The following is a 22,327-nucleotide window of genomic DNA, read 5'->3' on the forward strand; positions in this document are numbered from 1 at the left end:
ATGCTGTGCAGCTGACGCCTGCCGGTCAGGCGACGACCGGAACGGCACGGCGTGCGGACTCGATCGCACCGAGCGCGACCGCATCCGACCCGAGTCGCCCCGGTCTGATCTCGAGGGGGATACCGGAGACCGGCGCGTTCGCCTCCAGTGCGGCGTCGATCCCCGGCTGGAGCAGATCCCAGGCGTGCGCGACGCCGCCGCCGACGATAGCGACGGGCAGATCCAGCAGAGTCGCCACACGGGCGCAGGCCAGTCCCAGTGCGTGCCCTGCTGTGTGGAACGCCGCGATCGCATGCTCGTCCCCCGCCCGCGCGCGATCCGCGACCTCGCGGGCTCCGCTCGCGGATCTCCCCGATCGCTCGGCGTAGCGCAGTGCGATGGATGTGCCCGAGGAGAGCGTCTCCAGATGTCCGACCTGCCCGCACGTGCAGACCAGGTCGCTGTAGCCGGCGGTGTGTCCGATCTCACCGGCCGCGCCGTGCGGCCCGCGCCGCAGGTCTCCGTCGATGATCAGAGCACCGCCGACACCTGTCCCCAGCATGATGCCGAGTGCGTCGCCTGCAATATCCGCCGCTTCGCCGAGCAGGAACGCGTTCACATCGTTCTCGATGGTCACCGGCGCGCCCAGGCGCTCGGACAGCTCGGCCGCGAGTGGGAAGCCGACCCAGTCGACGAACGTCGCCGACGCGGCGCGGATGGTCCCGGCACCGTGGTCGATCACGCCGGCGGCTCCCACCCCCGCCGACAGGATCCGCGCGTTCCCCGCAAGGCCCACGGCCAGCGCCGTGGCCGCGGCTGCCATGGCCTGTCCGCCTTCGCGGACGGGCGCGACGACAGAATCGCGGGCGAGGATCTGTCCCGTCCCATCCGTGACAAGTCCGGCGATCTTGGTTCCGCCGATGTCCAGGCCCAGGAGCACCGTGTCGGCGCCGGTGGGCACGGCTGTGCTGTGCGATGCGGTCATCGTCGCTCAGCGCCCGCCGAGCCCGGCCATGGCGATGCCCTTGACCAGGTGCTTCTGCAGGATGATGACCAGCAGCGTCGTCGGGATCATGGAGATGATCGATGCGGCCATCTGCAGGTCCCAGCGCGTTCCGGTCAGCCCCGAGAAGCTCGCCAGACCGACGGGCAGAGTGCCGTGTGCGTTGTAGTCGACCGTCACGATCAGCGGCCACAGATAGCTGTTCCAGAAGCTCATGAAGGTGAACACCGCGAGCACGGCGATCGACGAGGTCGACAGCGGAAGGATGATCCGCAGGAAGGTGCGCACGGCGCCGGCGCCGTCGACACGGGCCGCCTCCTCGAGCTCGTACGGGATGCCGCGGAAGAACTGCCGCATGAGGAACGTTCCGAATGCGGTGAACGCGAACGGGAAGATCAGCGCCTGGAAGGTGTCGACCCAGCCGAACCACTGCATCACCTGGAACATCGGGATCACCAGCACCTCCGCCGGCACCATCAGGGTCGCCAGGAACAGCACGAACACGGCGTCCCGGCCCCTCCAGCGCAGACGCCCGAATGCGTAGCCCGCCGTGGTGGAGACGAACAGCACCACGAGCGTGCCCGCGATCGCGACGAACAGCGAGTTGCCGATGTAGGTCCAGAACGGGCCGAACTCGAACACCTCGGCGAAGTTCGACCAGCGCACCTCGGAGCCGATGAGGCGCGGAGGCATCGCGAACATCTCGCCATTGGGCTTGAGCGCAGAGAAGAACGCGTAGATCAGCGGCAGCATGAAGATGAGCGCCGCGACATAGACCGCGATGTGCGCGAGGATCAGTCGTACCCGACCGGCGGCGGACTGCGGCGCCTGCCCGCGGATGCGCTCCGCACCCGCCGTGCCGTCGTCCTTCGCGTCGCCGAGGACCAGGGGTTCCATGGTGTCAGTGCTCATAGTGCACCCACTTCTTCTGTGCGCCGAACTGCAGAGCGGTGATGATGATGATCAGCGCGAACAGGATCCAGGCGCCGGCCGCGGCGAGGCCCAGGTCCTGGAACTTGAAGCCTTGGTTGTAGATCCACATCACCAGAGGCAGCGTCGCGTTGCCGGGGCCTCCGCCGGTGAGCATCTGCGGCTGGACGAACACCTGCAGCGAGGTGATCATGGTCATGATGGTGGCGAAGAAGATCGCCGGGGAGATCATCGGGATCATGATGCTCCACGTCAGTCGGAGACCGCGTGCGCCGTCGATGACCGCAGCCTCCATCACGCTCTCGGGCAGCTTGTTCGAGAGCGGCCGAGAAGATCAGCATGTTGTAGCCGATGCCCTGCCAGACGCTCATGACGACGACCATGATCATCGCCCAGTTCTTGTCGGCGAGGAAGTTCGGCAGCTCGGCGCCGAACCAGGTCTGCGCCAGCCCGTTGAACAGGCCCTGCGGCTGCAGCAGCATCTTCCAGACGAGCACGTTCGCGACCATCGGTGTCACGACCGGAATGAAGAACAGCACGCGCAGCGCGCCACGACCGCGGATGCGCGGGCCCAGGCCCAGCGCCAGCAGCAGCGAGAGGATGATGCTGGCAGGGACGTAGAGCACGGTGAACACCAGCGTGTTCCGCAGCGCCGGCAGGAAGTTCGGGTCCTCGAACAGCCTGACGTAGTTCGCACCGCCGTTGAAGGTTCGATCGCCGAACGTCGGCCAGTCGAAGAAGCTCATCACGATGGACAAGACGACCGGCACGATCGTGAACAGGGCGAGGCCCACCAGGGCTGGGCTTGCGAAGCCCAGCGCCTGGCGCGCCTCGACCTTGGCGAGCGACCCGCGACGACGCTGGGGAGCGATCGTGGTGGTCATCTCCGGATATTCCTTTCGTTCAGCAGCCGTCAGTTGCCGAACTGCTGCTGTGCGGTCTCGAGCACCGAGGTCATCGACTCCTGGCCGTTGTAGACGCTGACCAGCTCGGGCTGCACGAAGGTGCCGACCTTGGCCCAGTTATCGGAGACGTTCTGCCCCTCGACCTGCGCGAACGCCTCCTCGAACACCGCCTGCACCTGATCGCGGTACTCCGGGTCGATCGACTCGAAGTACAGCGGCTGGCTCTCGGCGCGTGCGGGGTAGCTGCGGCCGGACGAGGCGATGTAGTCCTGGGAATCCTTGCTGAGCAGAGAGCCGAGCACCTTCAGCGCGGCCTCCTTGTTCTCGCAGGTCTTCGCGATGCCGAAGCCCGAGCCGAGCACCAGGCTCAGGCTGCCGTTGTCGCCGGAGGGCAGCGGCGCCAGGCCCGCCTTGAACCCGGCGTCGTTGTTCAGGTAGCCGACCGCGTTCCAGGTGCCGTCCACGGCCATGGCCGCGTTCTCGCTGGTGTACTGGTTCTCACCCCAGCCCCCGTCGGATGCGGACGCCACGGGAGCGGCGACCTTCTCGTCCGTGACCAGGCCGGCATACCACTCGGCGGCCGCGGTGAAGCCCGGGTCGGTGAGCTGGAGGTCGCCGTCGACGGACACCGGCTGGGTTCCGGACTTCGCGATCGGCAGCGCCTGCCACTGGAAGTCTCCCATCCCGATGCCGAATCCATACTTCCCGTCGGTGGTCGCCTTCTTGGCCGTGGTCTCGAAGTCGTCGAAGGTCCAGCCGATCTTCGGCAGCTCCGCACCGGCGGCGGTGAGCTGGTCCTCGTTGTAGTACGTGACCATGGTCGACACGTCGAACGGCAGGCCGTACAGATCGCCCTTGTTCTTGAGGATGTCTGTGGCACCGGGGGCGAAATCGCCTTCCGCGAGGCCGGCGGCCTTGAGGTCGGCGTCGGTGAGCTTGACGAACCCGTCGGTGTAGCTGGCGAGCATGCCCGAGTTCATCCCGGTCACGCAGGCCATGTTCCCGGATGCCATGTTCGTGGTCAGCTTGGTGAAGAAGTCGCCCCAGGGCGCCGTGCGCAGCTCGACCTTGAGGTCGGGGTTCTGCTTCTTGACGACATCGATCTGCGCCTTCAGCGCAGCCGTGTCGTCCTCACTGCCGGCCCACATGTCGACGACGATCGTGTCGCCATCGCCGGATCCCCCGGCGGCCGGACCGTTCGAGCAGCCGGCAACGGCGACGGCGACGCCGGCGACTGCGATCACAGCACCTACACGCTTGATCTTCATTGATTGTCTCCTTGCAAGGAGGTTGATTCGATCATCGAATTAACCTGGTAACGTCTTGGACGAAGGTACGCTTTCATACTTCGAACACTTACGCAAGACGAACATCCGATGTCTCTCCCGATATCGCATCGCCGCCAGCCAGGAGACAGCCATGTCGAACACCGAGGACACCTCCATCCGCCGCATCGTCGAGCTGGTCGCGACCGGCGAAGCGCGCTCCCGCAGCGAGCTCGCGACGCTGCTGGGCCTCGCACCTTCCACCATGGGCACCCGCGTGCAGCAGCTCTTGGACTCCGGAGTGCTGCGCGAGGCGGGCGACGGCGACTCACGCGGGGGCCGCAGGCCGCGCGTGCTGCAGCTCGCCGAAGCCGGCACGATCCTCACAGCCGACCTCGGTGGCGGTCACGCGCGCATCGGCAAGCACACGCTGGGTGGAGACCTCGGCCGCGTCGAGACCATCGCAATCGATCTCACCCAAGGGCCCGAGAAGACGCTTGACCTGGTGAGTGCCGTCTTCGACCGCTTCGCGGAGAACGCCTCGGTGCGCGCGATAGGCGTGAGCCTCCCCGGCCCGGTGGACATCGCCAGCGGTTCGGTCACTCAGCCGTCGCGGATGCCGGGGTGGCCGGGGTTCCAGGTCGGCGATCATCTGCGCGAACGCCACGGTGTTCCCACCGTCGTCGACAATGACGCGAATCTCGCCGCGCTCGGCGAGCATGCCGCGCAGTTCGGTACGGACAAGCACAGCATCACCGTGAAGGCGGGCACCGCCATCGGCAGCGGCATCATCGTGGACGGGCGTGTTCACCGCGGCGCGACAGCGGCAGCCGGCGATATCACGCACACCAGGATCGACGGCAGCGGCGACATCCCCTGCTCCTGCGGCAACACCGGGTGCCTGGAGACCGTGGCCAGTGGCGCGAGCCTGGTACGGCAGATGCATGAGCGCGGCTACGCCTCGGTGCAGACCACCGAAGACGTGCTGGCACTGGCCAGGGACGCGCACCCGGAGGCGACCACACTCGTGCGCACGGCCGGGACGCATCTGGGTCAGGCTCTCTCCGGTGTGGTGAACTTCTTCAATCCGCACGCCGTGTTCCTCACCGGCAGCATGAGCGCGTCCGAGCCGTTCCTGGCCGCTGTCCGCAGCCGTGTGTACGAGGCGTGTCATCCCCTGGTCACCCAGACACTGCGCATCGAGGCCGCCCGCACCGGTGCCGACGCCATCCTGCGCGGCGCGGCGAGACTGGCGATGGGACGGCTCGAGCTCCCCGCTGGCTGAGGCCGCCGCCGGGGTCAGCCGGAGAAGCGTCAGCCGAAGAGGCGTCAGCCGGCCGTCAGCGTCAGCTCGATCACGGGGACGAGCACGTCGGGTCGCTGAACGGGCAGATGCACGGTCAGCGTGCCCTCCGCCTCGCCGGCAGGCGTCATGTGTGAGGCCTGCTGCTCGGGGTCCGTCACCGAGGTCTTCAGCCAGGATCCGTCGTTCAGCAGCCGCGCGAAGGACACCTTCCCGCCGAGGTCTGGCAGGTGCACGAACCCGAGCGGCCAGCTGAACAGATGCAGGTAGAGCCTGTCGCCCCGGCGCGTGTAGACACCCTCTCGCGGCGGGGTGAACTCCGCGTGCCCCGCGCCGACGATGGCGTCGCGATGCAGCAGCATCCACTCCCCGATCGCATCCAGTGTGCGCGCGTCCCGCGGTGCGATGGCGCCGCGACCGTCCGGCCCGATGTTCAGCAGCATGTTGCCGTCCATCGACACCGAGTCGGCGAGCATCTGCACCAGCAGCGCGGGCGACTTCTGATCCGTGTTGTCACGGTGATAGCCCCATGACCCGTTCAGGGTCTGGCACGCCTCCCAGACCTGCGGAACGCCGTTCGCGTCGACCAGCGGAGCAGTGGGCTGGTACTGCTCGGGGGTGACGAAGTCGGCGGGGATGCCGAGACGGTCGTTGACGAGCATGTCGGGCTGCAGCTCACGGCACATGGCCAGCAGGTCGTCGGCGTTCCAATCCTCCGGCCCCTTGCCCGCCCAGCCGTCGCGCTCCTCCGGATACGTGAAGTCGAAGAACAGGTAGTCGATCTGGCCGTACTGCGTCAGCAGTTCCTGCACCTGGCCGTGCAGGTGCTCCCGGTAACGAGCCATGTCGCGGCCCTCATTGAGCGCAGCGGCGTTCTCGTCGTCGCGGCGCGGGTGGTTCCAGTCCACGGTGAAGTCGGGATGACGCCAGTCGATCAGCGAGTGATAGAGGCCGACTTCCAGGCCCTCGGCACGCACGGCATCCACGAACTCGCGCACGAGGTCGCGCCCACAGGTGTGCTGCGAGGTGAAGTCGGTGAGGGCGGAGTCGAACAGGCAGAAGCCGTCGTGGTGCTTCGTGGTGAGCACCACGTACCCCATGCCGGTCTCCTTCGCCCTGCGCGCGATCGCCCTGGCGTCGAAGCGATCCGGATCGAAATGGTCTGCGTACTGCCGATACTCCTCATCGGTGAGGCGCTCGTAGCTCTGCACCCACTCATGCCGGGCGGCGACGCTGTAGACGCCGAAGTGCGCGAACATCCCGAACCGGGCCTCGTCGAACCATTCCTGTCGCATCCCTCAATCCTGGCACAGACATCGGATGTCTACGTCCCGCCCAGCCCGTCTATCTGGCGCTGCTGCACGGTTTCGGGCGTGAAAACGTGCACAAGCGCCATACAGACGGAAGCGGGCGTCCCCGAAGGACGCCCGCTTGCGATGCTCGTGGGTCAGCGTGCGGCGCTGCCCTCGACGTAGTCCTCGTCGGACTGCTTCCAGGCGAACAGCGCACGCAGCTCCTTGCCCGTGGTCTCGATCGGGTGGCCCTGCTCCTTCTCGCGGAGCGCCAGGAACTCCTTCGCGCCGTTGTCCTGGTCGTCGATGAAGCGCTTGGCGAAGGCACCGGACTGGATGTCGGCGAGCACGCCCTGCATCCGCTCCTTCACACCGGCGTCGATGATGCGCGGGCCCGACACGTAGTCGCCGAACTCGGCGGTGTCGGAGATCGACCAGCGCTGCTTGGCGATGCCGCCCTCCCACATCAGGTCGACGATGAGCTTGAGCTCGTGCAGCACCTCGAAGTAGGCGATCTGCGGCTGGTAGCCCGCCTCGGTGAGGGTCTCGAAGCCCGCCTGCACGAGGTGGCTCACGCCACCGCACAGCACTGCCTGCTCACCGAACAGGTCGGTCTCGGTCTCTTCGGTGAAGGTCGTCTTGATGACGCCGGCCCGGGTGCCTCCGATCGCCTTCGCGTACGACAGCGCAAGAGCCCAGGCTCCGCCCGAGGCATCGCGCTCGACACCGATGATGTCGGGGATGCCCCGGCCGGCGACGAACTCGCGGCGCACGGTGTGCCCGGGGGCCTTCGGAGCGATCAGGATGACATCCACGCCCTCGGGCGCATCGATGTAGCCGAAGCGGATGTTGAAGCCGTGCGCGAAGGCCAGTGCCTTGCCCGCGGTGAGGCGGTCCTTGATGGACTCGTTGTAGATCGTGCGCTGGTGCTGGTCGGGCGCGAGGATCATGATCACGTCGGCCCACTCGGTGGCGTCGGCGACGGTCTTGACCGGGAAGCCGGCCTCCTCGGCCTTGGCGATCGACTTGGAGCCCTCCTTAAGGGCGATGGCGACCTCGACGCCCGAGTCGCGCAGGTTCATCGCATGGGCGTGGCCCTGCGAGCCATAGCCGACGATGGCGACCTTCTTGCCCTGGATGATCGAGAGGTCGGCGTCGTCGTCATAGAAGATCTCGGTGCTCACGGTGTGTTTCTCCTTGGTTGTGGTTCTGAAGATGATGGATGCTCAGCCGCGCAGGACGCGCTCGGTGATGCTCTTGCCGCCCCGGCCGATGGCGAGCAGGCCCGACTGGGCGAGCTCCTTGATGCCGAAGGGCTCCAGAGCCCGCAGCAGCGCCTGCACCTTGCCCTGGTCGCCGGTGACCTCGACCACTAGCGCGTCCGGCGCGTAGTCGACGACCGAGGCGCGGAAGAGGTTCACGACCTCGAGCACGTTGGAGCGGGTGTTGTTGTCGGTGCGCACCTTCACGAGCATGTGCTCGCGCTGCACGGATGCCGACTGCTCGAGCTCGACGATCTTGATCACGTTGACCAGCTTGTTCAGCTGCTTGGTGACCTGCTCGAGGGGAAGGGCGTCGACGTCGACGACGACGGTGATGCGCGAGATGCCGGGCACCTCGGTCACGCCGACGGCGAGGGATTCGATGTTGAACCCACGGCGGGCGAACAGCCCGGCGACGCGGGTGAGCAGGCCCGGGGTGTCCTCCACCAGCAGACTCAGCACATGCGATGCCATGATTCAGATCTCCTGATCGAACGCCGGCGCGTGATCACGCGCGTATTGGACGTAGCTGTTGCTGACGCCCTGGGGAACCATCGGCCACACCATGGCATCCGCGCTCACGACGAAGTCGATCACCACCGGGCGGTCGTCGGTCTCCAGCGCCTTCTGGATCGCAGCGTCCACCTCGTCCTCGCGCTCCACGCGGATCGCGAGGCAGCCGTATGCCTCGGCGAGCTTGACGAAGTCGGGGATGCGCACGGTGCCGTGACCGGTGTTCAGGTCGGTGTTCGAGTGGCGCCCGTCGTAGAACAGCGTCTGCCACTGGCGCACCATGCCCAGCGAGGAGTTGTTGATGATCGCGACCTTGATCGGGATGTTGTTGATGACGCAGGTCGCGAGCTCCTGATTGGTCATCTGGAAGCATCCGTCGCCGTCGATCGCCCACACCACGCGGTCAGGCTCGGCGACCTTGGCACCCATGGCTGCAGGAACGGAGTAGCCCATCGTGCCCGCTCCCCCGGAGTTCAGCCAGGAGTTCGGGCGCTCGTACTTGATGAACTGCGCCGCCCACATCTGATGCTGCCCGACGCCGGCGGCGTACACCGCCTCGGGTCCGGTGAGCTCGCCGATGCGCTGGATGACGTGCTGCGGTGAGAGCAGCCCGTCGCTGGGCTGAGCGAACCCGAGCGGGAACTCGGACTTCAGCCCGTCCAGATACGACCACCACTCCTCGGTGTCGGGCTCGGAGCCAGCGATCGCTCCGCGGAACGCGGTGTCGAGATCGACCAGCACGTCGCGCACGTCACCCACGATCGGCACATCGGCCGTACGGATCTTGGAGATCTCCGCAGGATCGATGTCGACGTGCACGATCTTCGCCTTCGGGGCGAACAGCGAGACCCGGCCGGTGACCCGGTCGTCGAAGCGCGCGCCCAACGAGATGATGAGATCGGCCTCCTGCAGCGCGAGGACGGCGGGCACCGTGCCGTGCATGCCCGGCATCCCCAGGTGCTGCGGATGCGAGTCGGGGAACGCCCCCGCGCCATCAGCGTGGTGACCACCGGAGCGCCGGACGACTCGGCGAGCGCGAGCAGCTCGGCCGAGGCGCGACCGCGGATCACGCCACCGCCGACGTAGAACACCGGCTTCTTCGCCTCGGCGAGCATCGTCGCCGCGGCCTGGATCTGCTTGCCGTGCGCTTTGGTCACCGGACGATACCCGGGCAGGTCGATCTTCGGCGGCCAGACGAACGGCGCGATGGCCTGCTGAGCGTCCTTGGTGATGTCGACGAGCACCGGGCCCGGCCGGCCGGTCGAGGCGATCTCGAAGGCCGCGGCGATCGCACCCGGGATGTCCTCCGCCCGCTTCACGAGGAAGGAGTGCTTGGTGATCGGCATGGTGATGCCGACGATGTCGGCCTCCTGGAAGGCATCCGTTCCCATCAGCGTCGAGAACACCTGTCCGGTGATCGCCACGATCGGCACGGAGTCCATGTAGGCGTCGGCGATGGCGGTGACGAGGTTGGTCGCGCCCGGGCCGGAGGTCGCGATGCACACGCCCACCTTGCCGGATGCCGAGGCATAGCCCTCGGCGGCGTGGCCGGCACCCTGCTCGTGCCGCACCAGGATGTGACGCAGATCCGAGGCGTCCATCAGCGGGTCGTACACCGGCAGAATGGCGCCACCGGGAAGCCCGAAGACGTCGGTCACCCCGATCTTCTCCAACGAGCGGACGACGGCCTCGGCTCCGGAGAGCTCGGGAGCCGAGACGCTCCGTGCTGGAGGTCGTGGCACGGCGGGAGCGGAATCAGGAGGAGTCATGTCATTCCTTGGTATCTGAACGGTGCGTTTCCGATGTGGAGCCGAGACCGGACTGAAGGATCAGCCGGTCACTGCGCCCTGGGCGGCGGAGCGCACCAGACGGGAGTACTTGGCGAGGACGCCACGGGTATAGCGCGGAGGGAGGGGCTCCCAGCCAGAGCGGCGGGATTCCAGCTCAGCATCCTCGACGAGTAGCTCGAGGGAGCGAGCCGCGATATCGACCCGTATCAGATCACCATCGCGCACGAAGGCGATCGGACCTGCGTCCACCGCTTCGGGTGCTATGTGGCCGATGCACAGACCGGTTGTGCCGCCTGAGAATCGTCCGTCTGTCAAGAGTAGTACATCTTTTCCGAGACCCGCGCCCTTGATGGCTCCGGTGATGGCGAGCATCTCGCGCATGCCGGGACCGCCCTTGGGCCCCTCGTAGCGGATGACCACGACGTCGCCGGCGTTGATCTCGCCCGCCGCCAGAGCATCCATCGCCGCGCGCTCGCGCTCGAACACGCGCGCCGGCCCCTCGAACACGTCGGCGTCGAAGCCCGCCGACTTCACGACCGCGCCCTCGGGAGCCATCGAGCCATGCAGGATCGTGATGCCACCGGAGGAGTGGATCGGGTTGTCGAAGGTGCGGATGACTTCGCCGTCGATGGGGTCCGGATCCAGTTCGCGCAGGTTCTCGGCGACGGTCTTGCCGGTGACGGTGAGCGCGTCGCCGTGCAAGAAGCCCTCATCGAGCATCGCCTTCATGATCACCGGGATGCCGCCGTGACGGTCGACGTCGTTCATGACGTACTGCCCGAAGGGCTTCAGGTCGCCGATGTGCGGCACCTTGTCACCGATCCGGTTGAAGTCGTGCAGGCTCAGGTCGACGCCGGCCTCGTTCGCGATGGCCAGCAGGTGCAGCACCACGTTGCTCGAACCGCCGAGCGCCATCGCCAGCGAGATCGCGTTCTCGAAGGCCTCCTGGGTGAGGATGTCCTTCGTGGTGATTCCCTGGCGCAGCAGGTTCACCACGGCCTCGCCGGAGCGGTGCGCGAAGTAGTCGCGGCGGCGGTCGGCCGACGGCGGGGCCGCCGAACCCGGGATGCTCAGGCCCAGCGCCTCGGCGACGGATGCCATGGTGTTGGCGGTGTACATGCCACCGCAGGCACCTTCTCCGGGGGCGAAGGCGCACTCGATGCGCTTGAGATCCTCCTCGGTCATCCGACCGGCGCGGCAGGCGCCCACGCCTTCGAACGAGTCGATGATCGTGATGTCCTTCTCGGTGCCGTCGGAGAGCTTCACCCAGCCCGGTGCGATGGATCCGGCGTAGAGGAAGACGCTGGAGAGACCGAGGCGGGCGCTGGCCATGAGCATGCCGGGGATCGACTTGTCACAGCCTGCCAGCAGCACCGACCCGTCGAGCCGCTCGGCCATCATCACGGTCTCGACCGAGTCCGCGATGACCTCGCGCGAGACCAGCGAGAAGTGCATCCCCTCGTGGCCCATGGAGATGCCGTCCGAGACGGAGATGGTGCCGAACTGCAGCGGATAGCCGCCGCCGGAGTGCACTCCTCCTTGGCGCCCTGCGCGAGCCTGTCCAGGCTCAGGTTGCAGGGCGTGATCTCGTTCCAGCTCGACGCGATGCCGATCTGCGGCTTGTCCCAGTCGGCGTCGCCCATGCCCACGGCACGGAGCATTCCGCGGGAGGTGGTCGCCTCGATGCCGTCGGTGACGACGCGGCTGCGCGGCTTGATGTCGATGTCGGAGGGCGCCCCGGGCGCGCCGGAAGGATCTTCGTGGGTGGACATGACGGAAGTCTATTCCCGACCGGCGTCACGTTCGGCCGCGATGACGTCCAGGACTTCGGCGATCTGCTGTGGGGATCCCACACGCAGCGTCGCTGCGGTCTCCCCTCGCCGACTCGCACGCCGAGGTCGTCGGGGCCCAGCGCCCGCAGAGCGTCCTCGTCGGTGACGTCGTCCCCGGCGAAGAGGATGCCGGTCGCGCCGGTACGGTCGCGCAGCATGCCGATCGCGGCATCCTTGCCCTCGTCACGGGACGAGAACTCCAGGATGCGGTCACCGGTGCGTCGGCGCCAGTGCGCGGCACGCCGCGCCAGCACCTCGTCCACCGCTGCGAAGGCCGCACGCTCCACGGCCGGCTCGGCGGGGCGGCCATGGATGCCGACTCCGAAGGTCTTGCGCTCCAGCTCGACGCCCGGGTACTGCGTGAGCAGCGGCTCCAGCTCGGCGTACAGCGACTCGCGCAGGTCCCGATCCTGCGCGCTCTCGACGACGTCTGCTTCACCCTCGCCGGGGAACCAGTACTGCGCGCCGTGGGAGCCGGCGAGAATGACCGGCGAGTCCTCGGCGTGTTCGGCGATCTCGCGCAGGTGCACCAGGCTGCGGCCGGAGACGTACGCCACCTCGGTGTCGGGCATGGCTGCCAGCCGGGCGACGACGTCGGCGATCTCGGGAATCGCCCTGGCCTTCATCGGCTCGGGCACGAGCGGCGACGCCGTGCCGTCGAAGTCCAGTGCGACCAGCAGCACGGGAGTGCGGGCGATCGCCGTGACGGCGGGATCGGGGGTGTCCTTCGACCAGTTGCGAGTCATGACCGCTGCTCCGCGGAGTGGCGGTGATGGCTGGCGTCGTCGAGCGCCTTCAAGAAGGATTGCGACCAGACATCGACATCATGCTCGAGCACGCGCTTGCGCAGCGACCGCATCCGCCTGGCCTGCTCCTCCTTCGGCATCTCGACGGCGGTCATGATGGCATCCTTCACGCCTTCGATATCGTGCGGGTTCACGCGCACCGCCTGACGCAGCTCGTCGGCTGCGCCGGTGAACTCGCTCAGCACCAGCACGCCGCGGTTGTCCGCACGCGTGGCGACGTACTCCTTGGCGACCAGGTTCATCCCGTCGCGCAGCGCGGTGACGAGCATCACATCCGCGGCGAGGTACATCGCCACCATCTCCTCCCGCGGGAACCCCTGGTGCAGATAGCGGATGGCGGTGTGCCCGAGGGTGTCGTGGTCGCCGTTGATGCGACCGATGGCGAGCTCGACCTCGTCGCGCAGGTGCATGTAGGCGTCCACGCGCTCCCGGCTGGGGCTGGCCACCTGGATGAACGTGGCGTCCTCCACCGAGAGCCGCCCCTGATCGAGAAGCTCTCCGTACGCCTTGATGCGATGACGGATGCCCTTGGTGTAATCCAGTCGATCCACCCCCAGCAGGATCCGCTTCGGGTTGCCGAGGCTCTCTCTGATCTCCACGGCGCGCGCCTTGATGTCGGGGCGCCGTGCCAGCTCCCGGTACGGAGTGGTGTCGATGGAGATCGGGAAGGCCTTGGCATGCACGCGACGTCCGTCTGACAGCGTCACCGCGTTCGCCTTGGTCTCCAGACCGAGACGGCGTTTGACGGCCGCGACGAAGTTCGCGGTGTCCTGCGTGCGCTGGAAGCCGACCACGTCCGCGCCGAGCAGACCTCGCAGCACCTGGTCGCGCCAGGGCAGCTGCGCATACAGTCCGTGCGCGGGGAACGGGATGTGGTGGAAGTAGCCGATCGTGACGTCGGGTCGCAGATTGCGCACCATCTCGGGCACGAGCTGCAGCTGGTAGTCATGCACCCACACGGTGCCGTGCTTGGCCACAGCGGCTGCGGCGGCCTCGGCGAAGCGCAGGTTGACCGAGACGTAGGCGTCCCACCATTCCCGGTGGTACTGCGGCGGCTCGATGACGTCGTGGTACAGCGGCCAGATCGTGTCGTTGGAGAAGCCCTCGTAGTACTCCTCGATCTCGGACTCGCTGAGTGTGACGGGGATCAGGCGGATGCCGTCCGCCTCGAATGGCGAGAGCTGCTGATCGGGCAGGCCCGCCCAGCCCACCCAGGCTCCGTCGACGGTGTGCATCATCGGCTCGAGCGCTGCGACAAGGCCGCCTGGCGATGTGCGCCAGATCTCCTCGCCATCCGCGGTGATGATCCGGTCGACAGGAAGCCGATTGGCGACGACGACGAATTCTGCGGCGGCCATGGAGACTCCTCTGTTCGTTTCCTCCAGGCTACCCAGCGCAGCTCAGCGCTGCATGGGCGTGAGCAGTCGATTGACGACGGCGGCCGCCAAGACGATCGCCGAGGCGATCAGCGGCATCAGCAGCGCCGGGCCGGTGCCCGCCCGTTCGGCCAGCTCGCCGGTGATAGCGGCCGCAGCAGCCTGTCCGACGACTACGCCCGCCCCCAGCATGCTCATCACCGTCGCGGATCGCCCCAGAGGGCTCCTCGCGGCCCCCAGGCTGTACAGGGTGACGAGGGTGGGGCCGACGCCGACGCCCAGGATGGCGAGCGCGACGAGCATGGCCGGAATCGTCGAGGCGCTGATGACCAGCACCGAGCCGCCGACCAGGATCGCCGCGAAGAGCAGCCACCGGGCATGCAGGGTGAACCGCACCGGAAGCCAGGCCACGCCGAGCGCGAGGATCGCCGAGCCGATGCCCATCACGCCGTACAGCAGGCCGGCCTGCTCGGCGGCGTCACGGTCGGCCATGAACGAGGTGAGCGCTGTCAGGGTAGCGCCGAAGAACAGTCCGACTCCGAAGATGCCGACGACCACGACCAGCAGCACGGGCCAGAACAGCTCCGACGCACGGGAGGGAGCTGTGCCGTCGGCACGGCGCGACGCCGAGACGTGGCGCCCGGTGGGATGCAGTGCGAAGGCGCCGACGAAGAGCAGGGTCAGAGCGGATGCCAGCGCGATCGGCGCCCAGGGGGAGATCAGCGTCGCGAGAGCACCGACCAGGAAAGGGCCGAAGACGAACACCATCTCGTCGGCCGCCGACTCGTACGACATGGTCGCCGATGTGGTGCGGGGGCGCTGCGGCTCAGGCATCCGATCGTCGATGATGGTCACCAGCCTGGATCGCGACATCGGCGACACCTGCGGTGCTGTGGCGCCGATGGCGAATGCCGTCAGCATCACGAATGCCTCGCTCATCGTGCTGTAGACGACAAGGGCGAAGATGCCCAGCATCGCCGAGTTCAGCACCGCCGCCGCTGCCAGCACGGGACGTTGGCCGTACCGGTCGGCTGCGGCGCCGAGGAAGGGCCCGATCAGTGCCGTGCCGATGCCGACGGCGGCAGAGGTGAGGCCGCCCATCGACAGTGAGCCGCGAGCTGTCACGACAATGGTCAGCACGCCCACCACCATCATCGCGAACGGCAGACGCGCGACGAACGCGATCAGGAAGTACGGCAGCCCGGCCAGGCGAAGCAGGCTCGGAGAAGAGGGGTTCTGTGTCATGGCTCTCGGGCGCGAGGAGCGGATCTCCACCGTGCCGGGTCGGGTGCCGCCGCTGTCCGCCGGGGAGCCGACGGCCGGTAGATACACAGCTGGAACTGTCGTCGAGTCTAGCCCAGCGCAGCGGGCTCTCGGCTAACGTGAATGCATGCGGTATCTCTTCAGCACAGGTCTGTTCGGCGCGATCACCACGGGAGCGTCGCTGCTGCGCGGCACCCGTGAGACCCCGATCACCTGGCGTGCGGTGCTCGCGTGGCTGAGCTGGGGCATCAGCCTGGCACTGGCGATCGGCGCCGCGGTCGACATGCGGCGCGCAGAGCACGGCATCGCCGTGGCCGTGGACTCCCCGCTCGCTCCGAAGCAGGACAAACGCGCCAAGAAGCAGCTCAAGGCGATCGAGAAGGCGGCGAAGGCCACCAAGCGCTGAGCTTCGCCGCGCTCTGAGCCTCGTCGGCGCTGTCCCGGGGCGTCGGTGCGCGAGGTGTCGACGCGCGCCTCGAAGGGTCAGCGCGTGAGCACCAGAGCCTCGCCCTGACCGCCGCCGCCGCACAGGGCCGCGACCGCGGTGCCCGAGCCACGTGCGGCGAGCTGGTGGGCGAGATGCACGACCAGACGGGCCCCGCTCGCCCCGATCGGATGGCCGATGGCGATGCCGCCGCCGTGCACGTTGACGATGTCCGCGGAGAGTCCGAGCTCCTGCTGCGAGCGCGCGACGACGGCGCCGAACGCTTCGTTGATCTCGACCAGGTCCAGCTGGTCGACACCGATCCCCTGCCTCTCGAGTGCACGTTCGATGGCGCGCGCGGGCTGAGCCTGCAGGGAGTTGTCGGGTCCGGCGGTCTGACCGTTCGCGCCGATCACCGCCAGCACGGGCCATCCCTTCGCCTCGGCGTTCTCGCGCGAGGTGACCACCACGGCGGCGGCGCCGTCGGAGATCTGCGACGAATTCCCGGCGGTGATCGTGCCGCCCTCGGCGAATGCCGGGCGCAGCCGGGCGAGAGTCTCGACGGTGGTGTCGGGACGCACGCCCTCGTCGGCGCTCAGTACGAGCGGGTCGCCCTTGCGCTGCGGCACCGTGACCTCGACGATCTCGGCATCGAACGCGCCGTCCTGCAGACCGGCGGCAGCACGCTGGTGCGAGAGCGCGGCGACGGTGTCCTGCAGCTCACGGGTCATCTCGTAGCGCGGGTTGTGACGCTCGGTCGACGATCCCATGCTCTCGTTGTCATAGGCGTCTGTGAGTCCGTCGTACGCCATGTGATCGAGCACCTCGATGCTGCCGTACGTCCAGCCGTCGCGGGAGCCCATCAGCAGGTGCGGAGCGCGGGTCATCGACTCCATGCCGCCCGCGACCACGGTGGTCGCGTCACCGGTGCGGATCATCCGCGCAGCATCGATGATCGCGGTGAGCCCCGACAGGCACACCTTGTTGACCGAGCTGGCCGGGACGTCCCAGCCGATGCCCGCGCCGATCGAGGCCTGACGCGCGGCGTTCTGGCCGGAGCCGGCGGCGAGCACCTGCCCCATGATGACCGCGTCGACGTCGGCCGGATCCACGGATGCCTGCTCCAGCGCACCTCGGATGGCGAGCGAGCCCAGCTGCGGTGCGGTGAACGAGGCGAGCTGCCCCTTCAGCCGACCCTGGGGGTACGAGCCGCGGCCACGATGACGATGTCGCTCATGAGTTCTCCTTGAGGGTCTCCGAGATGGTCAGCTCCGGCTCGGTGGCATCGACGACCTGCTGCACGCTGACCCCGGGCGCGGTCTCCACGAGCACGAGTCCGGCGGGTGTGACGTCGATCACGGCGAGGTCGGTGATGATCCGGTCGACCACTCCCCTGCCGGTGAGCGGCAGCGAGCACTCGTTCACGACCTTCGCGGAGCCGTCCTTGGCGACGTGCTCCATCAGGATGATCACGCGCTCGGCACCGTGCACGAGGTCCATCGCACCGCCGGGCCCCTTGACCATCTTGCCGGGGATCATCCAGTTGGCGAGATCGCCCGTGGCCGAGACCTGCATGGCGCCGAGGATGGCCGCGTCGATCTTCCCGCCCCGGATCATGCCGAAGCTGGTCGCCGAGTCGAAGAAGGCGGCCCCGGGATTCAGCGTGACCGTCTCCTTGCCCGCGTTGATGAGGTCGGGGTCGACATTCTCCTCGGCCGGGTACGGTCCGACTCCGAGGATGCCGTTCTCGGACTGCAGCACGAGAGTCACGCCGTCGGGGACGTAGTTGGGCACCAGGGTGGGCAGGCCGATGCCGAGGTTGACGTACGAGCCGTCGGCGAGCTCCCGGGCAGCCCGTGCCGCCATCTCATTCCGTGTGAGTGCCATGGTCATGCGCCTTCCTGGGTGACGGTGCGCCGTTCGATGCGCTTCTCGATATCGGATCCGACCTCGACCACCCGGTGCACGAACACGCCGGGCAGATGGATGCCGTCAGGATCGAGCTCGCCGGGCTCGACGAGCTGCTCGACCTGTGCGATGCAGACCCGGCCGGCCATGGCCGCCAGCGGATTGAAGTTACGGGCGGCCTTGTTGAAGATCAGGTTGCCGTGGCGGTCGCCCTTCAGCGCGTGAACCAGGGCGAAGTCTGTGGTGATGGACTCCTCGAGCACGAAGTCGCGCTGCTGACCGCGGAAGTCGAAGCTACGAACCTCCTTGACCGGAGAGGCGACATCGATCGTCCCGTCGGGGTGATAGCGGCGAGGCAGTCCGCCCTCGGCGACCTGAGTGCCGACGCCGGTCTGGGTGTAGAACGCCGCGATGCCGGAGCCGCCGGCACGAAGCTTCTCGGCGAGGGTGCCTTGAGGTGTCAGCTCGAGCTCGAGATCGCCCTCCAGGAACTGCCGCTCGAACTCCTTGTTCTCGCCGACGTACGACGAGGTCATCTTGCGGATGCGCCGCGAGGCGAGCAGGATGCCGAGCCCCCAGTCGTCCACGCCGCAGTTGTTGCTGACGACGCTGAGGTTCGTGGTTCCCTGCGCGTGCAGCGCCTCGATGAGGATCATCGGGTTGCCGGAGAGCCCGAACCCGCCGACCGCGAGCTCTGCTCCGTCGGGGATGTCGGCGACGGCCTCCGCCGCCGATGCGAACTGCTTGTCGATCACGGGCCACTCCTTCGTGTTGCGTTCCCTCCAGCATCCGCCCGGTTCCAGGCGACGGCAAGCGGATGCTTGCGATGTGGTCATCGAGACGAGTAGCGTCCACATTATGGAATCCGGGAGCTCGAGCAGACGGACGGTTCCCGGTGCGCAGGCGATCGCCAGGGCTGCGGCGCTGCTGCGTCTGGTCACGGCATCGTCCGATGGCGCCTCGCTGCACCGGCTGGCCGCGGATGCCGGCCTCAGTCGCTCGACCGCGCATCGCCTGCTCAGTGCGCTGCGACTGGAGGGGCTGGTCGACCAGGACCCGAGCACTGCCCGGTGGATGCCGGGGCCCGAGCTGTACCTGATGGGCGCGGTGGCCGCGTCGCGGTACGACATCACCGAGCTGTCGCGCGACATCGTGCGCTCACTGGCGGTGAAGACCGAGGAGAGTGCGTTCCTCTCCGCCCGGCGCGCTGACGAGACGGTGTGCCTGATCCGTGAGGAGGGCCCCTTCCCGATCCGCTCCTTCGTACTCAGCGAGGGCATCCGTTTTCCACTCGGCGTAGCCAGCGCCGGACTGGCCATCCTCTCCTTCCTGCCTGACCACGATATGGATGCCTATCTGGAGCGCCACCCTGAGCTCGAAGAGCGCTGGGGGCGACCGCACGGGCCGGGGCCGCTGCGCACCAGACTCCGCGAGACGAAGGCCCGGGGCTACGCGGTCAACCCCGGCCTGATCGTGGAGGGCTCCTGGGGTATCGGCGCCGCGGTGTTCGATCGCGAGGGACGACCGGAGTGGGCGCTGAGCCTGACCGGCGTGGAGTTCCGGTTCGCCCCCGACCGACTCCCCCAGCTCGGCCGCACGCTGCTCGCGCACGCGCACCAGCTGTCGTCCCGCATCGCCGGCGCGCGACGCTGACCGAGGGGCGCAGAGCGGCTATCGCACTCCTCCCGCAGGTATATGCATACCAACCGGTATATACTCGCCGATATGGAAAAAGCGGATGTGATCCCGTCGATCGTGCTCTCCGCGCATGTGCTGGCCCGGTTCGCCGCGGCGGACTCCGGCAATGACGCACCCTCTGCCCAGTGGCGTGCGCTCGGCCTTCTCGAACGGCAGGGCGGCATGCGCGTCGGCGAGCTCGCCGCGGCGGCCCGCACCACTCAGCCGGGGATGACCCGACTCATCGGCGTGCTCGAGCGCGAGGGTCTCGTCACTCGCAGCACGGACCCGGCGGACACCAGGGCGACACGGGTATCGGCGACCCCGCAGGGATTGACGCACCTCGCGGAATGGCGCTCACAGCTGCGCGACTCGCTCGCACCCCGCTTCGCCGATCTGGGCGACCAGGAATGGACGGTCCTCAGTCAGGCCGCGCGCATCCTCGCCGACCACGCGCAGGAATCGACCACGACAGGAGAACCCCTATGAGCGGAACAGCACAGGGATCGGTCTGGCATCAGCCGGCACAGGTATGGGCGGTCGCCTTCGCGTGCGTCGTCGCCTTCATGGGGATCGGCCTGGTCGATCCCATTCTGCCCGCAATCGCCGGTTCCCTGGAGGCGTCCCCGGTCGAGACGGAGCTGCTGTTCACCAGCTACCTGCTGGTGACGGGCCTCGCGATGCTGGTGACCAGCTGGGTCTCCAGCCGCATCGGCGCCAAGGCGACCCTGCTGGTCGGGCTCGGCCTCATCGTCGTGTTCGCGCTGCTGTGCGCGATGAGCGGCAGCGTGGATGCCGTGATCGGCTTCCGGGCGGGATGGGGGCTGGGCAACGCGCTGTTCATCTCGACAGCGCTGGCGACCATCGTCGGAGCCGCCTCGGGCGGCAGCGGTGCGGCGATCGTGCTGTACGAGGCCGCGCTGGGCCTGGGCATCGCGGTGGGTCCGCTGCTGGGCGGGCTGCTGGGCGAGCTGAGCTGGCGCGGCCCCTTCTTCGGCGTCGTGGCCCTCATGGCCATCGGCTTCATCGCCGTGCTCGCTCTCGTGCGCTCGAGCGACGAGAAGCGCGAGCCGATGCCGCTGTCGGCGCCGCTGCGGGCACTGCGCCGCCCCGCCCTCGCGATCCTCGCGGTGGCCGCGCTGTTCTACAACATCGGGTTCTTCGTACTGCTGGCGTTCTCGCCCTTCCCGCTCGGCTTCGGCGCGATGGGCATCGGCCTCACGTTCTTCGGCTGGGGTGTCGCATTGGCCCTCACGAGCGTGTGGGTCGCTCCGGCGCTGATGCGCCGTGTGCCGCGCACCGCGATCATCCTCGTCACGCTCCCGCTGCTCGCGGTCGACCTGATCCTGGCGGGCCTGCTCGTGGCCAGCCCCGCCGCGCTGGTGGTGTGCATCGTCGTCGGTGGACTGCTGCTGGGCGTCATGAACACCGTGCTGACCGAGGCGGTGATGGAGGCGACCGACCTGCCCCGCTCCGTGGCGTCGTCGGCGTACTCAGCGGTGCGCTTCCTGGGCGGCGCGATGGCCCCGCCCGTCGCCGCAGCCCTCGCGCACACGTTCAACGACACGGTGCCCTACCTGTTCGCGGCTCTCTCGGTGCTGCTCGCGACCTTCACCGTGCTGCTGGGACGCCGCACGCTCGCGCACATCGACGATGCCGGGCACGGAGTCATCGAGGACGCGGAGGCTATCCTCGTGGGTGACGCCGCCTGAACAGCATCCGATCGGAGGAGTCCCCGTGACCGCACCTGAGACACTGCCCGCACGCAGCAGGATCGTGCACGAGCAGCTCACCGCCGCCGGCATCGACAGCAGCATCGTCGTCCTGCCGGACTCCGCACGGACGGCCGCGCTGGCCGCAGCGGCGATCGGATGCGAGGTGGCCGCCATCGCGAACAGTCTGGTGCTGGTTGCTGATGGCGAGCCGATCCTGGTGATGACCAGCGGCGCGCACCGCGTCGACATGACGGTGCTCGCCGAGAGCATCGCTGCGGATGCCGTGTCAATGGCCCCCGCAGCGACAGTGCGGCAGGCCACAGGGCAGGCCATCGGCGGAGTGGCGCCCATCGGGCATCCGTCGCCGCTGCGCACCTACCTCGACCAGGATCTGTGCCCCTTCGAGGAGATCTGGACCGCTGCGGGCACGCCGCAGACGGTGATGCCGCTCACCTTCGCACAGCTGGAATCGCTCACCCACGGCCGGACGATCCGCGTCGCCTGAGCACCCGCCCCGCACGGCTGCTCGACAGACTCCGGCTCGACGAGCTTGGCCTACTCCACCATGAGGTCGTCGATTTCGAGATCCTCATCGAGCAGGCAGTACACGATCAGATCCGGGTACTCCTCGGGTGCGAGGTACAGCAGGGTCAAGCCGCCGTCGCCGAAGACCACCACCCCGTCCAGGACGATGTCCTCTTCCAGGGCTCGCAACGCCTCCACCGGATCGAGCGCCTCGTCGTCTTCGCCCGCAGTCTCGACAAGCCGGTGCGCGACCTCGCGCTCGCGGGCATCGAGCACCTCCTCGCTCAGCCGGGCGAGAGCATGCCGCACTGTCTCCTGCATGGCGTCCAGGTCGGGGAGATCTTCGAGCTCGACGTCGTCATCGTCGTCGTCTTCCTCATCATCGTCGTCAAGGCTCTCGAATTCCTCGTCGAATTCGTACTCCACCGTCACACGCCGCCCACCGGGCAGCTCGGCGTTGGCGTTGAGAGCACCGTCCTCATCGGTGTCGACATCCTCGAGTTCGATCATGACAACCTCCCTGGTCGCCATGATCTCACCGCGTCGCGGCAGAGGGAAG

20 protein-coding genes and 3 pseudogenes are annotated in these 22,327 nt (G+C 67.9%); 7 read left to right on the forward strand and 16 right to left on the reverse strand.

The features are described 5' to 3' along the window. Nucleotides 1-25 precede the first annotated feature (25 nt). From QUE33_RS05380 to QUE33_RS05390, 3 genes are read right to left on the reverse strand one after another with little or no spacing between them, the layout of a single operon-like run. Nucleotides 26-964: an ROK family protein gene (locus QUE33_RS05380; protein ID WP_286302356.1), complete on the reverse strand. Its 939-nt coding sequence runs from the start codon at nt 962-964 to the stop codon at nt 26-28. Nucleotides 965-970: 6 nt separating this feature from the next. Further along, nucleotides 971-1,894 carry a carbohydrate ABC transporter permease gene (locus QUE33_RS05385; protein ID WP_286302357.1) on the reverse strand — a complete coding sequence of 308 codons (924 nt, stop codon included), beginning with the start codon at nt 1,892-1,894 and terminating at the stop codon, nt 971-973. Beyond that, entirely contained in the window at nt 1,884-2,207 is a 324-nt protein-coding gene (locus QUE33_RS05390) for a carbohydrate ABC transporter permease (protein WP_286302358.1), read from the reverse strand. The genes QUE33_RS05385 and QUE33_RS05390 overlap by 11 nt, the downstream gene beginning before the upstream one ends. Between QUE33_RS05390 and QUE33_RS05395 the strand changes: the two genes are divergently transcribed. Continuing rightward, nucleotides 2,191-2,889 (forward strand): hypothetical protein, encoded by a 699-nt coding sequence (locus tag QUE33_RS05395; protein ID WP_286302359.1) that lies wholly within the window; start codon nt 2,191-2,193, stop codon nt 2,887-2,889. The genes QUE33_RS05390 and QUE33_RS05395 overlap by 17 nt on opposite strands. Here QUE33_RS05395 and QUE33_RS05400 read toward each other — a convergent pair. After that, a complete protein-coding gene (locus QUE33_RS05400; RefSeq protein ID WP_286302360.1) occupies nt 2,826-4,085 on the reverse strand; it encodes an ABC transporter substrate-binding protein in 1,260 nt (419 codons plus the stop codon). The two genes, QUE33_RS05395 and QUE33_RS05400, sit on opposite strands and share 64 nt — an antisense overlap. A 151-nt stretch (nt 4,086-4,236) precedes the next feature. Between QUE33_RS05400 and QUE33_RS05405 the strand changes: the two genes are divergently transcribed. Beyond that, entirely contained in the window at nt 4,237-5,367 is a 1,131-nt protein-coding gene (locus QUE33_RS05405; RefSeq protein ID WP_286302361.1) for an ROK family transcriptional regulator, read from the forward strand. 44 nt (nt 5,368-5,411) lie between these two features. On the opposite strand, the gene QUE33_RS05410 is transcribed toward QUE33_RS05405, so the two are convergent. The 8 genes and pseudogenes from QUE33_RS05410 to QUE33_RS05445 form a co-directional block, all read right to left on the reverse strand. Further along, nucleotides 5,412-6,680: an alpha-L-fucosidase gene (locus tag QUE33_RS05410; RefSeq protein ID WP_286302362.1), complete on the reverse strand. Its 1,269-nt coding sequence runs from the start codon at nt 6,678-6,680 to the stop codon at nt 5,412-5,414. Between the two features lie 152 nt (nt 6,681-6,832). After that, nucleotides 6,833-7,861 carry a ketol-acid reductoisomerase gene (ilvC, locus tag QUE33_RS05415; protein WP_286302363.1) on the reverse strand — a complete coding sequence of 343 codons (1,029 nt, stop codon included), beginning with the start codon at nt 7,859-7,861 and terminating at the stop codon, nt 6,833-6,835. Nucleotides 7,862-7,903: 42 nt separating this feature from the next. Beyond that, nucleotides 7,904-8,413, reverse strand: coding sequence for an acetolactate synthase small subunit (ilvN, locus tag QUE33_RS05420; RefSeq protein ID WP_286302364.1), 510 nt, complete (start codon nt 8,411-8,413; stop codon nt 7,904-7,906). A 3-nt stretch (nt 8,414-8,416) separates the two neighbouring features. Then, a pseudogene (locus QUE33_RS05425) lies at nt 8,417-10,221 on the reverse strand (acetolactate synthase large subunit). A gap of 60 nt (nt 10,222-10,281) precedes the next feature. Further along, nucleotides 10,282-11,927 (reverse strand): annotated as a pseudogene (ilvD, locus tag QUE33_RS05430) (dihydroxy-acid dehydratase). Next, the gene (gene otsB / locus QUE33_RS05435; protein ID WP_286302365.1) at nt 11,810-12,820 is read right to left on the reverse strand and encodes a trehalose-phosphatase; all 1,011 of its coding nucleotides are present in this window, start codon (nt 12,818-12,820) and stop codon (nt 11,810-11,812) included. The pseudogene ilvD and the gene otsB overlap by 118 nt, the downstream one beginning before the upstream one ends. Further along, nucleotides 12,817-14,238 (reverse strand): alpha,alpha-trehalose-phosphate synthase (UDP-forming), encoded by a 1,422-nt coding sequence (locus QUE33_RS05440; RefSeq protein ID WP_286302366.1) that lies wholly within the window; start codon nt 14,236-14,238, stop codon nt 12,817-12,819. Before QUE33_RS05440 ends, otsB begins: the two co-directional genes overlap by 4 nt. A gap of 42 nt (nt 14,239-14,280) precedes the next feature. Next, nucleotides 14,281-15,501: an MFS transporter gene (locus QUE33_RS05445; RefSeq protein WP_286302367.1), complete on the reverse strand. Its 1,221-nt coding sequence runs from the start codon at nt 15,499-15,501 to the stop codon at nt 14,281-14,283. A gap of 145 nt (nt 15,502-15,646) precedes the next feature. Here QUE33_RS05445 and QUE33_RS05450 point away from each other — a divergent pair, with 145 nt between their 5' ends. Beyond that, nucleotides 15,647-15,925: a hypothetical protein gene (locus QUE33_RS05450; RefSeq protein WP_286302368.1), complete on the forward strand. Its 279-nt coding sequence runs from the start codon at nt 15,647-15,649 to the stop codon at nt 15,923-15,925. 77 nt (nt 15,926-16,002) lie between these two features. On the opposite strand, the pseudogene QUE33_RS05455 reads toward QUE33_RS05450, so the two are convergent. The 3 genes and pseudogenes from QUE33_RS05455 to QUE33_RS05465 form a co-directional block, all read right to left on the reverse strand. Next, nucleotides 16,003-17,180 (reverse strand): annotated as a pseudogene (locus tag QUE33_RS05455) (acetyl-CoA C-acetyltransferase). Next, nucleotides 17,177-17,830 carry a CoA transferase subunit B gene (locus QUE33_RS05460; protein WP_286302369.1) on the reverse strand — a complete coding sequence of 218 codons (654 nt, stop codon included), beginning with the start codon at nt 17,828-17,830 and terminating at the stop codon, nt 17,177-17,179. Before QUE33_RS05460 ends, QUE33_RS05455 begins: the two are co-directional and overlap by 4 nt. Before the next feature lie 2 nt (nt 17,831-17,832). Beyond that, nucleotides 17,833-18,606, reverse strand: a complete 774-nt coding sequence (locus QUE33_RS05465; RefSeq protein WP_286303067.1) for a CoA transferase subunit A — start codon at nt 18,604-18,606, stop codon at nt 17,833-17,835. A 103-nt stretch (nt 18,607-18,709) separates the two neighbouring features. On the opposite strand from QUE33_RS05465, the gene QUE33_RS05470 reads away from it, so the two are divergent. The 4 genes from QUE33_RS05470 to QUE33_RS05485 all read left to right on the forward strand — a co-directional run bounded on the left by QUE33_RS05470 (nt 18,710) and on the right by QUE33_RS05485 (nt 21,748). After that, on the forward strand, nt 18,710-19,504 hold the full coding sequence (locus QUE33_RS05470; protein WP_286302370.1) for an IclR family transcriptional regulator: 795 nt from the start codon (nt 18,710-18,712) through the stop codon (nt 19,502-19,504). Nucleotides 19,505-19,576: 72 nt separating this feature from the next. Beyond that, complete coding sequence (locus QUE33_RS05475) at nt 19,577-20,017, forward strand: MarR family winged helix-turn-helix transcriptional regulator (protein ID WP_286302371.1); 441 nt, start codon at nt 19,577-19,579, stop codon at nt 20,015-20,017. Next, a complete protein-coding gene (locus tag QUE33_RS05480; RefSeq protein ID WP_286302372.1) occupies nt 20,014-21,240 on the forward strand; it encodes an MFS transporter in 1,227 nt (408 codons plus the stop codon). The genes QUE33_RS05475 and QUE33_RS05480 overlap by 4 nt, the downstream gene beginning before the upstream one ends. A gap of 25 nt (nt 21,241-21,265) precedes the next feature. Next, nucleotides 21,266-21,748: a YbaK/EbsC family protein gene (locus QUE33_RS05485; RefSeq protein WP_286302373.1), complete on the forward strand. Its 483-nt coding sequence runs from the start codon at nt 21,266-21,268 to the stop codon at nt 21,746-21,748. Nucleotides 21,749-21,798: 50 nt separating this feature from the next. Here the strand turns inward: QUE33_RS05485 and QUE33_RS05490 are convergent, their stop codons facing one another. Continuing rightward, the gene (locus QUE33_RS05490) at nt 21,799-22,278 is read right to left on the reverse strand and encodes a hypothetical protein (RefSeq protein WP_286302374.1); all 480 of its coding nucleotides are present in this window, start codon (nt 22,276-22,278) and stop codon (nt 21,799-21,801) included. Between the last annotated feature and the right edge of the window lie 49 nt (nt 22,279-22,327).

Origin of the sequence: Microbacterium suwonense, from assembly GCF_030296555.1 — a bacterium.
GTDB classification, from domain to species: domain Bacteria; phylum Actinomycetota; class Actinomycetes; order Actinomycetales; family Microbacteriaceae; genus Microbacterium; species Microbacterium suwonense.